11 protein-coding genes and 1 riboswitch are annotated in these 16,066 nt (G+C 39.9%); of the genes, 1 reads left to right on the top strand and 10 read right to left on the bottom strand.

The features are described 5' to 3' along the window. The first annotated feature begins 155 nt into the window (after window positions 1-155). A complete protein-coding gene (locus tag HORE_RS00410; RefSeq protein WP_012635025.1) occupies window positions 156-1,358 on the top strand; it encodes a S1C family serine protease in 1,203 nt (400 codons plus the stop codon). A 205-nt stretch (window positions 1,359-1,563) separates the two neighbouring features. Here the strand turns inward: HORE_RS00410 and nadC are convergent, their stop codons facing one another. The 10 genes from nadC to HORE_RS00360 all read right to left on the bottom strand — a co-directional run bounded on the left by nadC (window position 1,564) and on the right by HORE_RS00360 (window position 15,926). Then, entirely contained in the window at window positions 1,564-2,406 is an 843-nt protein-coding gene (gene nadC / locus HORE_RS00405) for a carboxylating nicotinate-nucleotide diphosphorylase (RefSeq protein ID WP_012635024.1), read from the bottom strand. Continuing rightward, entirely contained in the window at window positions 2,393-3,991 is a 1,599-nt protein-coding gene (gene nadB, locus HORE_RS00400; RefSeq protein ID WP_012635023.1) for an L-aspartate oxidase, read from the bottom strand. Before nadB ends, nadC begins: the two co-directional genes overlap by 14 nt. Before the next feature lie 30 nt (window positions 3,992-4,021). Beyond that, complete coding sequence (gene nadA, locus HORE_RS00395) at window positions 4,022-4,927, bottom strand: quinolinate synthase NadA (protein ID WP_012635022.1); 906 nt, start codon at window positions 4,925-4,927, stop codon at window positions 4,022-4,024. 234 nt (window positions 4,928-5,161) lie between these two features. Further along, the gene (locus HORE_RS00390) at window positions 5,162-5,683 is read right to left on the bottom strand and encodes a folate family ECF transporter S component (protein ID WP_012635021.1); all 522 of its coding nucleotides are present in this window, start codon (window positions 5,681-5,683) and stop codon (window positions 5,162-5,164) included. Window positions 5,684-5,753: 70 nt separating this feature from the next. Continuing rightward, a riboswitch (THF riboswitch) is annotated at window positions 5,754-5,853 on the bottom strand. A gap of 233 nt (window positions 5,854-6,086) precedes the next feature. Continuing rightward, entirely contained in the window at window positions 6,087-7,751 is a 1,665-nt protein-coding gene (locus tag HORE_RS00385; RefSeq protein WP_012635020.1) for a formate--tetrahydrofolate ligase, read from the bottom strand. Window positions 7,752-7,884: 133 nt separating this feature from the next. Beyond that, complete coding sequence (locus tag HORE_RS00380) at window positions 7,885-9,267, bottom strand: sodium:solute symporter family protein (protein ID WP_012635019.1); 1,383 nt, start codon at window positions 9,265-9,267, stop codon at window positions 7,885-7,887. Window positions 9,268-9,516: 249 nt separating this feature from the next. Further along, complete coding sequence (ftsH, locus tag HORE_RS00375; protein ID WP_012635018.1) at window positions 9,517-11,409, bottom strand: ATP-dependent zinc metalloprotease FtsH; 1,893 nt, start codon at window positions 11,407-11,409, stop codon at window positions 9,517-9,519. A gap of 102 nt (window positions 11,410-11,511) precedes the next feature. Then, window positions 11,512-12,054: a hypoxanthine phosphoribosyltransferase gene (gene hpt, locus HORE_RS00370; RefSeq protein WP_041606177.1), complete on the bottom strand. Its 543-nt coding sequence runs from the start codon at window positions 12,052-12,054 to the stop codon at window positions 11,512-11,514. 21 nt (window positions 12,055-12,075) lie between these two features. Continuing rightward, the gene (gene tilS, locus HORE_RS00365) at window positions 12,076-13,482 is read right to left on the bottom strand and encodes a tRNA lysidine(34) synthetase TilS (protein ID WP_012635016.1); all 1,407 of its coding nucleotides are present in this window, start codon (window positions 13,480-13,482) and stop codon (window positions 12,076-12,078) included. A 71-nt stretch (window positions 13,483-13,553) separates the two neighbouring features. Next, a complete protein-coding gene (locus HORE_RS00360) occupies window positions 13,554-15,926 on the bottom strand; it encodes a SpoIIE family protein phosphatase (protein ID WP_012635015.1) in 2,373 nt (790 codons plus the stop codon). Between the last annotated feature and the right edge of the window lie 140 nt (window positions 15,927-16,066).

Genomic DNA, 16,066 nt, shown 5'->3' with positions numbered 1-16,066 from the left:
AGGTTCCGGTCAGAGAACTATTTTCAAGAATGTAACTTGAATGTAACTTTCTGGGTTAGAAATTTTGAGTATGTATAAGTATGTAATGTACTTATTGGTTAGATACCATATCCAGAAATTTATATTACAAATCAGTAAAGGAAAGGTGGTATATTATGTCCCGGAGCAAAAGGAAAATAATGTTATTTGCTATAATTCTGGCTGTTGTTTTTACAACTGGTATCTTTGTCGGTTCACATTATGAATTAACCCCTACCAAAATTTATGCAGACCAGGAAAATGGCAGTTTAGTTGAAAACAATGAAGAAAATCCTGCTGATCAGGATAAGATTGTTATAACTGATACCAATATTTTCGCCGATATAGCGGCCAAAGTTGATGCCGGAGTTGTTAAAGTAACTTCATATACTAAAGTTCAGGGTGGGCAGTATTCAGACCCCTTTTTTAATGATCCTTTTTTCCGCTACTTCTTTGGTGATCAATTGCCTTATCCCGAGCAACAACCGCGACTTGAAGAAGGCTTTGGTACCGGATTTATTGTATCAAAAGATGGTTATATTGTTACCAATGAACATGTAATCCATGGAGCCGAAAAGATAGAAGTTACTATAAAGGGTTTCGATAAACCCGTGCCTGCAGAAATAGCCTGGTCTGACTTTAGCCTCGACCTGGCGGTTTTAAAGGTTAATGTAGATAGGGATTTAACCCCGATTAAACTTGGTGATTCAGATAAGATAAGGCCAGGTGACTGGGTTATTGCCATCGGTAATCCGTTCGGGTTTGAACACACCGTAACCATTGGTGTAGTCAGTGCCCTGGGTCGCCCCATTCAGATTCCAACCCAGGATGGGCAGGTAAGAACCTATCGGAATCTGATCCAGACCGATGCTGCTATTAACCCCGGTAACAGTGGTGGTCCTCTCCTGAATATAGACGGAGAAGTTATTGGAATCAACACTGCTGTAAGTGCCCAGGGCCAGGGTATTGGTTTTGCCATTCCGGCCAATGAGGTTAAGGAAATAGTAAATGACCTTAAAACCAAAGGGGAAGTTATCAGACCCTGGATTGGGATTTATATGAATAAAATAACACCAGATGTTAAAGAATACTTCAACCTTGATAACACAGAAGGAGCTATAATTGTCGGTGTTGTTGAAAATAGTCCGGCTGCTGAAGCAGGGATAAAACCATATGACATTATTAAAGAAATTGACCGCAAACCCGTTAATACCCCGGAAGATGTTGTTAATATAGTTAAAAACAAAAAAGTAGGAGATAAAGTCCTCCTCAAAATCTTAAGGAATGGGGACCCGAGATTAATCTTTGTTGAAATTGGTAAAAGGCCAAATCAATTTTAGATAAATATACCTCTGAATATTACCACCTCAATACTATCATACAATACCATATAAATAATCTTTACCATATAAATAATCCTTTTAAAAAGCAAACCCCCTGCCGGAAAAACCGACAGGGGGTTTTTGTGCCTACCAGATTTACCAGATTATTGTGCAGGCCAGAAACCGTAACATAGTTTTGCTTAATTTTGTCCAGTGTATCTAATTAATCACTATCCAGGTTAAGGCTAATATCCAGGGACTCAATCTGATGGGTTAAAGCCCCGACTGAAATAACATCTACCCCGGTCCTGGCAACCTCTATAATGGTATTCTCATCTATACCCCCGGATGCCTCTACTAAAGCCTTCCCTTCAATCTGTTTGACCGCTTCAGCCATGGTCTCAATGTCCATATTATCCAGCATTATTATATCAGCACCAGCCTCCAGCGCCTCTTCAACTTCAGTTAAAGTAGTGACTTCTACTTCAATTTTTGTAGTATGGGGGATATTCCTTCGTAAAGTGGTTACAGCTTTTTTAATACCACCGGCTGCCTTAATATGGTTATCTTTAACCATCACCGCATCGTAAAGCCCGAATCGATGGTTATAACCACCACCAACCCTGACAGCGTATTTCTCCAGTTGACGTAATGTTGGAGTCGTTTTCCGGGTATCAACTACCCGTACCGGAAAATCTTTAACTTTTGTAACCAACCGACAGGTCTTGGTAGCAATTCCCGATAACCTCTGCATAAAATTAAGGGCTGTCCTCTCACCTTTCAGTATACCTGCTGTCGGTCCAGTTATTTTTATTATTACATCACCGGCCCTGACCTGATCACCATCCCTCACCATGGCCTTAAATTCTATTTTACTGTTCACTGCTTCAAATACAGAGCGGGCCACCCCCACTCCAGCAACAACACCATCCTCCTTAACAATTATCTTTCCGGAGGACCTGTGAGTGGATGGTATTAAATAATCTGTTGTTAAATCGCCAAACCCTATATCCTCTTCAAGGGCTTCAATAATGACTTTCTCCAGATAAATATTATTTAACTTCATGAATCCTCCCCTCCGGACTAAGTTTATCTACCAGGACATGTTTATTCCCCCAGCCAGGTTTTATTTCCGGATAATCTTCCCTGAAATGCCCACCCCGGCTTTCTTTTCTTAACAGGGCACTCCTGGAAATAATTCCAGCTACTGAAAGCATATTCTTTAGCTCCCATAACTCAACATTACTATATTTAAATTTATTAAGCTTAACCTCTGTCTCTTCTATCCACTTTATCATATCTTTTAAGGTTTTCTCACTCCTGATAATACCTACCTGATGGGACATCTTCTTTTTCAACTCTTCTTTTATCTGTTTTATGACCATTACCTTTCCATAAGGTAATAATTGAGGAACCTTGAGATTTTCTTCTGGTAGGGGCAGGACATCGGCTTCCATTTTCAGGGCCCTGTATATTCTATTACCAAAAACAAGTCCTTCCAGAAGAGAATTGCTCGCCAGTCTGTTGGCACCATGAACACCGGTACAGGCAACTTCCCCGACTGCATAAAGACCAATTAAATTTGTTCTACCATAAGTATCAGTCCTTACTCCTCCCATCATATAATGGGCTGCAGGAACCACCGGAACCCAGTCCCTGGTTATATCTATACCATGCTCTTTAAGGGTTCTAAATATAGTTGGAAATCTGTTTTTAACAAAATCGGCATCTTTATGGGTTATATCCAGCCACACATGAGGTTTATTATCTCTTTCCATTTCCTGCAAAATTGCCCGGGCTACTACATCCCTTGGGGCCAGTTCAGCCAGGTCATGGTATTTATCCATAAAGCGTTTACCTTCACTGTTTCTAAGAACAGCCCCTTCACCCCGTAAGCTTTCTGAGATTAAAAAAGAAGAACCGTGTTTATTATAAAAAACAGTGGGGTGAAACTGGATAAATTCCATATCCATTATTATGGCCCCTGCCCTGTAGGCAGCTGCCACTCCATCCCCGGTGGTTACCTCAGGGTTACTGGTATTATGGTAGACCTGTCCACAACCACCACTTGCCAGAATTACAGCTCTGGCCAGGTAAACAATATATTTTTTTTGATTATTATCCCAGACCAGGACTCCATCCACATGGTTGCCCCGGTTTAATTTAACCAGGTCAATCATAAAATTTTCTTCTTTAAGGGAAATATTTTTGGATTTAGTTATAGCCCGGGTCAGGGATTCCCGAATTTCTTCACCGGTTGCATCCCCCCGGGCATGGAGAATTCGCCTCTTGCTATGGGCTCCTTCTCTGGTTAAATCAAGTTCCCCTTCTATATGATCAAATCTTGTACCCATCTTAATTAATTCCCGGACCCGGTCTGGACCTTCAGTAACTAACACTTCTACCGCCTTTTCATCACATATTCCGGCCCCCGCTTTAAGGGTATCTTCCATATGAAGTTTCCAGGAATCACCCCTGTCTATAACTGCAGCAATACCCCCCTGGGCATACTGAGTGTTACTATCCTCCAGTTTTTCCTTGGTTAAAACAGAAACCTCACCCAGACTGGCCAGTTTGAGGGCAGTATACAGACCAGCTATTCCAGTCCCGATTATAACAAAATCTGTAGTTTTATATTTTATATCTCCCATGTTTATCCACCCTACCGTCATTTAGTGAGGTTATTTGACCTCCAGCATTTTTTTCAAGGCATTATAGGCCCTGGTTCTTATGTTTTCCGGTATTTCTACCCTTGTTTCCATTTTTTCCAGTGACTTAAGTACTTTATCAAGATTAGTTTTTTTCATATTGGGACATATCAACTTAGGGCTTAAGACAAAAAACTTTTTATCAGGGTTTTCCTTATTAAGTCTATGGATTAGTCCCTGCTCGGTACCAACAATTATGGTATCAGCTTCACTCTCGCGACAGTATTTTAATATTCCGGCAGTACTATCAACATGATCAGCCAGTTCCACCACTTCAGGGGGACATTCAGGGTGAACTACTATCGGGGCGTCCGGATGGGCTGCTTTAACCTCTTTTACCTCCTCTGGATCAACACGATGGTGGGTAGTACAGTAGCCATCCCAGATGATAACTTCTTTACTGGTACGGCGGGCTACATACTGGCCCAGATTTTTATCTGGTACAAATAAAACCTGATTCCCTGGTACTGACTCAACAACTTTAAGGGCATTTGAAGAAGTACAGCATATATCACTTTCAGCCTTAACAGCAGCCGTTGAATTCACATAAGTAACTACGGTTGCCCCGGGGTATTTCTTCTTCATTTCCTTAAGACCATCCACATCTACCATACTGGCCAGAGGACAGCCTGCCTCTTTTTCCGGTAAAAGAACAGTCTTTTCAGGAGACAGTATTTTAGCACTCTCGGCCATAAATTTAACCCCACAGAACACAATGACATCTGCATCTGTTTCAGCAGCCTTACGACTTAACCCAAAGGAATCTCCAACAAAATCAGCTACATCCTGTACTTCACCAATTTGATAATTATGGGCCAGGATGACGGCATTACGTTCTTTTTTTAATTCTTTTATCCTCTCAATAACCTCTTTTCCCATGTTATACCCTCCCATCTGGATACATTCATCACAATATAACCCGGAATTTATCATTTTAAAAAAACAGTAATTACATTATATATCTTTATTAATAATACCACACATTTTTTGTTTCATTCAACTCTAAACACCTGCCAGGCAGAAAAACCTACCCCTGTTACAACAAAAACAGGGGAAAAACCCCTGTTTTTGTAGTTCAAGTCAATCCCCTGCCTTAATGGGCCTGAAAACCCTTTAATCCTTTGTTAAATTTATAGCTTTATTATTTATTAAAACCATACTTAAATAAGTATATAGGGGAATATGGATTAATTGACCGATCATCCTGGGTATAATAGTAGCCTTAATGGGAACTAAAAATAGTGATTGAAGGAAATATGGGACCAGTACAACAGAAGTTATCCCTTGACCTATTCCAATGGCTACCAGCAGGGTCCAGAAAGTCCTCTTTTGCCTGAAGAGGTAAAAAACAACTAAACCGGGAATTATACCCGTTAATGCCGAGGTCAGTGTAAAATGAGGCATATATGCCCCCATTGGATTTATAAAATAGCCAACAAGATCTGAGATAAACCCAACTAACCCCCCGGCCAGGGGACCAAAAGCGACCCCGGCCAGTATAATCGGCAGACCACCAAAACCTATCCTTATACTCTCAACACCCGCCATTGGTAGTCTTATACTTAAAAACCTGGTTAAAACAATACTAATTGCTGTTAGGAAGGCAAGATAAACAATCTTTCTGGTAGATATCATTTTTAAACCACCTCCTTCTCTTTGGGTACGGCAGAATACCCCCACCAAAGAGAAAGGATAAAACTCTTTGGACAGCGGACGCGGTGGCTATACCGCAGCCTGATAGGCATTTCGTCTTAAGGCAACGTCCCATCCTTAAGCACTATTTACGCATAGCCACCTACTCTGCCATGTTTATTTAATTTTAGCATAACTACCTTATCAGTTACAAGTTCATATTTTACAACAGAATATTTAATTTCTTATTTTTTTACCTGATGAAAGTATTTTAATATCAGGTAATTAACATAATTAGTTGAGTTAATTTCATAAATTTATAATTATTGGTTTTTTAATCTGGCCTCCGGTTTTACGGCCAGAAAAATTAATTATTAAAGACCCTGAATAACTCAACCCTTGATTTCTAAAATAGACCGCTTATTTTGCCGTCAGCATCTATATCTATTCCTTCAGCAGCAGGTTTTTTTGGTAAACCGGGCATCGTCAGGACAGGTCCTGTCAGGGGAATTATAAACCCTGCCCCTGCTGATAAATTAACCTCTCTTACATTTATTCTAAACCCTCTAGGCCTTCCCTTTAAAGAGGGATCATCAGATATTGAACTCTGGGTTTTGGCCATACAGATCGGTAGTTTATCATAGCCCAGTTCAGTATATTTATCTATCTGTTTTAATGCTTTACTGGTGTAATTAACCCCGTCAGCCCCGTAAATTTCTTTTGCAATTTTTTCAATCTTGTCGGTAATAGGAAAGTTAACATCATATAGATAACTGAACTGGCCGGGGGTATTTTCTAGGACATCAACCAACTTTCTGGCCAGATCCAGTCCTCCCTCTCCACCTCTGGCCCATACTTCTGAAATAGCAACCGGCACTCCCATCTCTTCACATTTATCCCTTACAAGGTTCAACTCTGCTTCTGTATCCCCGGGGAATCGATTAATGGCCACAACTGATGGCACACCAAATTTAGAAACATTTTCGAGGTGTTTTTCCAGGTTTTCAAAACCCCTGGCAAGGGCGTCTAGGTTTTCCTCAGACAGGCTATCTTTATCCACCCCACCGTGCATCTTTAGTGCCCTGACAGTGGCCACAACCACGGCCGCATCAGGATTAAGTCCAGCATACCTGCACTTAATGTTAAAAAATTTCTCAGCACCGAGGTCGGCTCCAAACCCGGCCTCTGTAACAGTAATTTCACCGAGTTTAAGGGCCATTTTGGTTGCCATAATACTATTACATCCATGGGCAATATTGGCAAAGGGACCACCGTGGATAAAGGCCGGAGTATTTTCAAGGGTTTGAACCAGATTCGGTTTAATAGCATCCTTTAACAGGGCTGTCATTGCTCCAGATACCTTTAAGTCACCTGCGGTTATTGCTTCCCCATCATAAGTATAACCTACTACTATATTACTTATCTTATTTTTCAGGTCTTCTAAATTGTTGGCCAGGCATAGAATAGCCATAATCTCTGAGGCCACTGTAATCATAAACCCATCTTCCCGGGGAACACCATGGGCTTTACCACCCAGACCAACAACGATATTCCTGAGGGCCCTGTCATTCATGTCGACTACCCTTTTCCAGGTCACTGAAGTAGGATCAATCCCCAGGTCATTACCCTGTTTTATATGGTTATCTATTACAGCTGAAAGTAAATTATGGGCAGCCCCAATGGCATGTATATCACCAGTGAAATGTAAATTTATATCTTCCATCGGTAAAACCTGGGAATAACCGCCACCGGCTGCTCCACCTTTTATCCCCATCGTCGGGCCTAAGGACGGCTCCCTTAAAGCAATAATGGCCTTTTTTCCTAACAGGTTAAGGGCCTGCCCCAGCCCCACCGTAGTGGTCGTTTTTCCCTCACCGGCCGGGGTTGGTGTAATAGCCGTTACCAGAACCAGCTTGCCGTCCTTTTTATCATCATCAATGATATCGGTATTTACCTTTGCTTTGTACTTCCCATATAACTCAATCTGGTCTTTATGTAATCCTGCCTTTTCTGCTATCTCCTCAATAGGTTCCATCCTGGCATCCTGGGCAATCTCAATATCACTTTTCAACTCAAACTCCCCTTTCTTTTTTAATCTTGTTCATTAAATTCCATGTAACTATATAAATATCCTTCTTTAATTATTTTTATTTAGAAAGGGGCATTTAATTAAAAAAACAGGGCATTTCAATGCCCTGAAAAAATTAATCTTTTTTATCTGCCAGAGAAATTACAACAAAGAATACCAGGGATATTACCGCTGAATATACTTCAACTGGTATTCCCCAGGCCTCAAATCCGGTTAAAATACCGGTTATGGCAACCAGACTGCCGGCAAAAATAGCTGAAATGGCCCCCTTACGGGTTGCCCCGCGCCACAGTACCCCTCCGATCAGGGGAATAAAAACACCGGCGGTATACATTGTATATGAATAAATCAAGGCATCAATCACAGTTGGAACCAGTAGGGCAATAATCAGGGCTAAAAGACCGAGAACACCGGTCGTAACTCTTGAAATTGTTAAAATCTGACCCTTATCCCTGTCCTGACCGCGGTTAAACACCTCAAACCAGAAATCCTTGATAAGGTGGGAGGTACCTGCCGTCAGTAGGGAATCAGCCGTAGACATAATTGCTGCAAGAAGGGCTGCCAGAAAGACTGCCCCCAGACCCAGGGGGAACAATTCCTGAACAAGACGGGGTAAAGCCATACTGGCATCTGTCATTTCCGGAAAATACATTCTGGCTCCCATTCCTGTAATTACAGGAAAGAAACTGATAATAATTAAGAAAATACCTCCGATAAAAGAAGCCTTTCGGGCCGTTATCCCATCCTTACTGGCAAATAACCTCTGGTAAAAATCCTGTCCGATAAGGGTATACATTACAGTAGGTAATAATATCCATAAAATGGTCGTCCATCCAAACCCAAAAAGGTTAAAATAATCAACACCTGGACTCACAGTAGATAGGGATTCCTTTAACCCGGATAACCCTCCAGTATTAGATAATACCATTGAGGCCGCAATAACCGTCCCCACCCCGGCAATAATTACCTGAATAAAATCAGTTATGGTGGCAGCCCACAGTCCTCCCAGGACAGTATAAATTATAAATATAAGGGTTGCTATAATAGCCCCGGCATTACCTTTGATACCGAGTATAGCCAGGGCACTTTTAGCTGCCAGTACCTGGGCAGCAATGATTCCTATTATTGCAACCACTGATAGTATGGCGCCGAGGACTCTTACCGTTTTTCCACCATATCTATGTGCTAGATAATCGGGAACAGTATAAAGGGATAAATCCCTGAATTTACCTGCAGTTAGAAATGATAAAAATAATAGTCCAATTCCACAGCTTATCCCATACCAGGCTCCAGAAAACCCATGAATAAATCCGTACTCACCACCACCTACTACCATACCTCCACCAAAATGGGTAGCAGCCAGAGCTCCGGCCGTCAGCCATAAACCGAGCCTTCTTCCGGCCAGTAGATAATCGGTTAAACCCTTAATTTTTCTGTTGGCCCAGTACCCGATTGCCAGTAATAATAGCATATAGACTATAACTGTTGTTAAAACCATCTATATCCCTCCGTTTTTTTAATCTCTTTAATACTTTATCACTTTATTATATTAAAGTCAAGAAAAAAATAAATCAGTAATTGGTTATAATAATTAAAAAAAATAATTTAAAAATAAAATTTGTTAACGGCTGAAAGTATCTAAAATAAAACTTGTACATAATTTCCTGGAAATAAAAAATGCCAGCATGAAGCTGGCATTAATAAAGTGACTAATTTTGAAGTAATAACACTATTTTATTAAAATCTATTATTTGTCATTATTTTCATGTTCTCTGTTTTCATTTTCATCTGTAGAATTATCAATACTATCATCATCAAGGGGTTCTCCCTTAATGAGTTTCTGGAGTTGTTCGGCATCAAGGGTTTCTCTATCTAATAATTCCCTGACAATCCTCTCAACCTTGGCTGTATTTTCCTGAAGAATCTTTTCAGCTCGCTGATAACAGTATTCTATGATAGAACTCACTTCTTTATCAATTTCAGCTGCAATTTCCTCACTGTAATTTCTCTGTCGGGATATATCCCTTCCCAGGAAAATCTGCTCATCGTGCTTATGACCCAGGGTTAGAGGTCCAAGTTTTTCACTCATACCATATTCAGTTACCATGGCCCGGGCCAGTTTAGTAGCCCGTTCCAGGTCATTCTGGGCTCCGGTACTAATATCTTCAAGGAAGATTGATTCAGAAGCCCTACCTCCAAGTAAAACCGTTATCTGGTCTAACAATTCCTGTTTAGACATAAAGTTTTTATCCTCTTTAGGAAGGGCCCATCTCATTCCTCCGGCCCGGCCCCGGGGAACTATTGATATTTTATGGGTTCTGTCGGCATGTTCCAGAAGATCACCAACCAAAGCATGCCCGGTTTCATGATAGGCTACAAGTTTACGTTCCCTTTCTGACATGACTTTACTCTTCTTGGCCGGTCCGGCAATTACTTTATCTATGGCATCATCAAAGTCTTCCATTGTTATTTTGTTTTTACGCCGCCTTACAGCCAGAATAGCAGCCTCATTGGCCAGATTTTCCATATCAGCCCCGGTAAAACCAGGGGTTCTTTTAGCCAGTACTTCAACATCAACATCGTCAGCAACCGGTTTATTCCGTAGATGAATCTTTAAGATTCCCATTCTACCCTTAACATCCGGTTTATCAACAACAACCTGACGGTCAAAACGACCAGGCCTAAGCAGGGCCGGATCAAGAACATCAGGTCGGTTTGTGGCTGCCATAACAATAATACCTTCATTGGGCTCAAAACCATCCATCTCTACAAGCAGCTGGTTTAAGGTCTGCTCACGTTCATCATGGCCACCACCGAGGCCAGCACCACGTTGCCGCCCCACGGCGTCCAGCTCATCAATAAATATAATACAGGGAGCATTCTTTTTGCCCTGTTCAAATAAATCCCTGACACGTGAGGCACCGACCCCGACAAACATTTCAACAAAATCAGAACCACTGATTATAAAGAATGGAACACCGGCCTCACCAGCCACAGCCCTGGCCAACAAGGTCTTACCAGTTCCAGGAGGTCCTACCAGAAGGACTCCTTTGGGGACTTTGGCCCCCATTCTGGTAAATTTATCTGGATTTTTTAAAAACTCGACAACTTCCTGTAATTCCTCTTTAACCTCTTCATAATTAGCAACATCCTCAAAAGTAACTTTTTTTCCATTTTCACTGAGTCGGGCGCGGCTTTTCCCGAAGGACATCATCTGACTACCGCCACCCTGCATACGCTGCATTATAAAAAACCAGGCTCCGATCAATAATATAATCGGTAAGATATACGCCAACATGCCCGTCCACCAGGGGGCAGTCGGTTCGGGTTCTGTTTTAATTTCAACATCAGCCTCTCTCAGTTCAGCCATCAAATCCGGTACTGCTTCTGGCGGTATAGGTACATTAAACTCTCTATGATTATAGGTACCTTTAACGGCTTCATTACCAATAATAGTTACCTCATTTATTTTTCCCTGTTCCACATAATTAATTAAATCACTATAGGTAAAATCCTTAATAGTGTTTACATCTGTATCAACAATAGTGTTTACATCTGTATCAACAAAAAATTGGGCAACCAATATTGAGAGGGCAATGAGTACTAAATAGAATCCTATATTTTTCATAAAGTTGTTCAAAACAGGTTAACCTCCCCTCAAGGTAAACTATCTCATTACAACAATTTATAATTATATCATAAGAGAATTAATTTGACAATACTGGCAATTTTACTATACAGATCAGGAATAAAGTTCTTCTTTAAGCACCCCTATAAAGGGCAGGTTCCTGTATTTTTCAGCATAATCAAGTCCATATCCAACCACAAATTTATCAGGAACCTCAAACCCATTAAAATCAACCTCAACCTGTTTTTCTACCCGTCGCTCCGGTTTATCCAGCAAGGTCACAATTTTTATACTGGCCGGTTCGCGGGTTTTAAGCATATCGACCACATGTTTCAGGGTTAATCCTGTATCTATAATATCTTCAACTATCAATACATGTTTGTTTTCAATGTTTTCTTCAAGGTCCTTAATAATCCGGACAACCCCTGAGGAAGAAGTACCCTGACCATAACTGGAAACATCCATAAAGTCTATAGTCACTGGCAAATTAATATGCCGGGCCAGGTCAGCAGCAAAAATAACAGCCCCCCTCAAAATACAGACCATTATAACCTCATCTTCAGGATCATAGCTGTTACTGATTTCCTCTCCAAGTTCTTTAATGCGATTCTGGATTACCTCTTCAGGAATAATAATTTCTTTAATATCTTTCATCATAATATTTGTTGATGGCATAGTTTATTCCTCCTTATTATTGGTTATTTCAAATCTGACTATTTTTTTGGTATCATCTGTAATTTTAAATCTATCATCCATCCTTAAACCGGCTAACCAGATAATCCTCCCCTTGTTGTCCAGGATTACAGGAATATTCTCTCTTTGATAACGGGGAATTTTTTCATCAATAAAAAAATTCTTTACCTTTTTATATCCCTTCATTCCCAGTGGAATGAATCTGTCTCCAGGTTTTCTCGGTCTAACAATTAATGGTAACTCTATTTTTTCAAGATCACAAAGGCAAATACCTGGATTTTGAACAAGTTGCCGCCAGTTTGAAGGGAGTTTTTCCTCTGACACCTTTAATATTATTCCCCGGGGCAGGTCAATTTCTGCTGGGATATTAAAATTTATGCAGTACTCGTTTATTTTTTTATTTTTCCTGAATATTATTTTATCATAACTTTTTTCAACAACAACCCCATCTGGCAAATCAAAACGTTTTCCGGTAACCTTTGATTTAATGAGATTCTCAACCATCTCATAGTGTTTCCGGTATAAATTATTATCCTCTCCCTTTAGCTTGCTGTTGACAAGGGAGGTAATCCTGCGCCTTATAACCAGGGGTAATTTAAATAGTTTCTCCAGTGACAGGATAACATAGTCCTGCCCTTTATCTACCAGTACCTTTTTAAGATTTTTTTCAGCCTGATAATCCAGAAAGTTATTTTCTTCCCTTACTACTTCAGCCATCTGGTAAATAACATCCTTTAATCCCGGATTGATTTCATCTTCGATATATGGAATAATATGATGCCTTATTTTATTCCTGGTATAGATTGTTTCCTGATTGGTAGGGTCATATACTGGATTTAAATTTCGCCTTTGACAATAATCCATTATTTCCTGCCTGTAAATATTTAAGAGGGGGTGAATTACCTCAACCCCTCCAATCCTTGATACCGGATCGATACCGGTCAAGCCTTTTAAACCGGTCCCCCGGAACATATGGAGAAAAACGGTTTCTACCAGATCATCTTTATTATGGGCAACAGCTATTTTATTCAGGTTTAAACTATTAACCCATTTTATCATTAAATTAAACCTGACTTTCCGGGCTGCTTCCTCAGGAGATAACCCTTCATCATTCATCAACCCGGGTACGTCAAACTCTTCAATAATACATTTAAGACCATAGTTGTTTGTTATATTTGAAACATACCTTGCCTCCCGGGCTGCTTCCTGCCTGAATTTATGGTCTAAATGGAAGACAACCAGTTTCAAACCATATTCATCTTTAACCCTGACCAGCATATCCAGCAGGGTCAGGGAATCAGGTCCTCCAGATACACCGACAAGGACCCCATCTCCCTTTTTAATAAGTTTATGATGGTTAATATATTCTCTAAATTTCTTCAGCAACTCCAAGAGTACAAACCCCTTTAGGCTTTAAAGCCCGGTTTTAATAGCAACTTATTCAACCTATTCTACATATTAGTTTAAATTTCCTGCTTTTTTTCTAAAAATTTGTTGACCTTAAATACAATAATAGTTAAATCATCATCAACTCCGCCCTGGGCCCCGGTAACAACCTCCATAAGATATGATGCCAGTTCTCTGGGGTTATCAAAAGAACAATTCTGAAGTATTCTCATAAACCAACCTTCTTTGTCCTGAATGTCAGGACTCGAATCCAGGACCCCATCGGTCACCATAATAACAAAATCATTTTCCTTTAGGTTTACAGAATGAGTAGAAATTTCAACCTTCTCTAAAATTCCAACCGGTAAGGAAGAAGCCTTTATCTGCAAAACCTCAAAACCCCGTTTCACAAAGCTTGATACTGCCCCGATTTTATTGAAGATAAGTTCCCCGGTAAAAGTATCAAAAAAGCCGATATCCAGAGTTGTAAAACTTTCTTCCTGGCTTCTGAAATACAGGGCTGAGTTAATTGTCCGTATCGCCAGATCCCGGTCAAAACCGGCTTCAATAATCTTTTCAAGGAGATTCACAGCAGCTTTACTTTCCTGATAGGCCTTTTTCCCAACTCCCATCCCATCACTTAAGACAATTAAATCCTTACCATCCCTCAAAGGTCTAAAAAGATATGTATCCCCTGATATTTTCCCGGTACTTGCCTTCTGTAAAACAGCATATTCAAGGCTATAGCTACCCCGGGGGGCGTATAATAATTTACAGGGAATATCTTTAAGTTTATTACCACACTTTTTATTTATTACCCTGAAATTATATTGGTATTCAGAGCTAATAAGGGGTAAAAGCTGTTCTTCACAGGGTCTGGTATCACTACAGGGTTCCATTTCTGCTACAATATTAAGACGGGATGAATAAATATTAGTATCAACCTCCAGATTATAAACATCAATTCCCCGGTTAACAGCCCTTTCATATATGTGGGAAAGTGTCGGGTTATCCCTTAGTACAATACCTGAAGACTGGGAAAATTGCTGAATTATTTCGCTCAGTCCCGCCAGTTGTTCAGAAACAATACGCTGTTTATCATCCAGTCTTTCCCGCCAGAATTTATTTACCTGGTATATTTCATAACTACTTTTAACCCCACCGATAATTTTGTTGATAAAAGGACATTTATCTTTAAATAGGTTATTAAACATTGGTTTTTCTATTTTACCGGCTTTCCTGGCCTTTTCAACTAACCTGCTGAGTTTCATATAGGTGTCTGCCCGTTCCTTTTTCCAGCATATTTTAAGTCGGGGGCATCTCTGACAGACTTTATTTTTTAAAATAAACGCCAGGTCTTCCAGGTTCTCTTCTTCTTCCTCATCAGGTAAAACCTCTTTAAACGTAACACTTAATTCTTTAAAAACCCGGCTCAATTCCAGCAGGTGTTGTTTAAAAATTTTATTTAACTCATTATCTGTTTTCAACTTTTTAACCCGGGAAGGACTGGGTTTTAAACCCGACAGTAGTTGTACCCACAGGGATTCAGATATCACCAGATAAAGGGCCAGCGCAATCCCAAACCCATAACCAGCCTCTTTTAAATCATATAATCCTGGTGAAAAACCAGAATATACTAAAAAGGTTAAAAAATAACCTACTATAAACATATATTTAGGTTTTCTTTTAAAAAGCCCTGTTATAACGCCGATAATTAAAATTCTCAACATAACTACAAATGGTATCAGACCCAGCCCACTCAATATTAAACCATACAACACCGAAACAGTAACTGCATAACTAAACCCGGAAATATAGGCAACACCACTGACAAACAAATAGATAAATGTATGTAAGACAAAAAAGGGAACAAAATCAATATTGGCAATCCCCACCAGAAATCCCAGACTGGTTATCAATAACACCACTGGTGAAGCCTTTACAAACCCCTGCTTATCAAAAATATGTATTCTGGTACCCTTTAATAATAAAAAAACTAGTATAATACCAAGGGCTTCAATACCTGTTATTACAAACCAGTAAAGGGGTTTTTGATAAATTATCCCTCTGACAATGGACAGGGCAAGATAGCATAATCCCGTAGCTACCGGAAAGAAAATAGAATCTTTCCCTTTTTTAAAAAAACTACTGAGGATAACCCCTGAAAATCCAGCCAGCAGATAAATAAGATTCAAATAATCTCCATTCCAGGCCAGCCCTGCTCCACTTACTACAGTGATGTAAATCATTACCAGTGGGCTTTCCAGGGCAAAACCCATCCAGTATATCAGGGAAAAAGGGTAATATCCACTAAACACCTCTGCCCTGCCGAGGATAAAACCTAAAACCCCGATTATCAGGTAATAAAAAAAATATGATAATTTACTTTTGGTTTTAATATTATCTTTCAAAAAACTATAATTTTTTACTGATTCAACTTGTCCAAACACTTCAGGCATCCCTCCTGTTTTTTCCAGCGCATACTAATATTATAAAATAAATTAGTTAATTTAACTGTCGAGAAACAGAGAGATGCCTTCAAAATTTTACCCTATAAAGTGCCTTTATATCCAAAAAAGCTTTATTATTT

Source organism: Halothermothrix orenii H 168 (genome assembly GCF_000020485.1).
Lineage (GTDB): Bacteria > Bacillota > Halanaerobiia > Halanaerobiales > Halothermotrichaceae > Halothermothrix > Halothermothrix orenii.
This window is presented reverse-complemented; position numbering and strand designations above follow the sequence as displayed.

Coding starts and splice junctions, on each gene's coding strand:
- HORE_RS00410 (WP_012635025.1), top strand. CDS start 156: ATGTCCCGGAGCAAAAGGAAAATAATGTTATTTGCTATAATTCTGGCT.
- nadC (WP_012635024.1), bottom strand. CDS start 2,406: ATGAAGTTAAATAATATTTATCTGGAGAAAGTCATTATTGAAGCCCTT.
- nadB (WP_012635023.1), bottom strand. CDS start 3,991: ATGGGAGATATAAAATATAAAACTACAGATTTTGTTATAATCGGGACT.
- nadA (WP_012635022.1), bottom strand. CDS start 4,927: ATGGGAAAAGAGGTTATTGAGAGGATAAAAGAATTAAAAAAAGAACGT.
- HORE_RS00390 (WP_012635021.1), bottom strand. CDS start 5,683: ATGATATCTACCAGAAAGATTGTTTATCTTGCCTTCCTAACAGCAATT.
- HORE_RS00380 (WP_012635019.1), bottom strand. CDS start 9,267: ATGGTTTTAACAACAGTTATAGTCTATATGCTATTATTACTGGCAATC.
- hpt (WP_041606177.1), bottom strand. CDS start 12,054: ATGATGAAAGATATTAAAGAAATTATTATTCCTGAAGAGGTAATCCAG.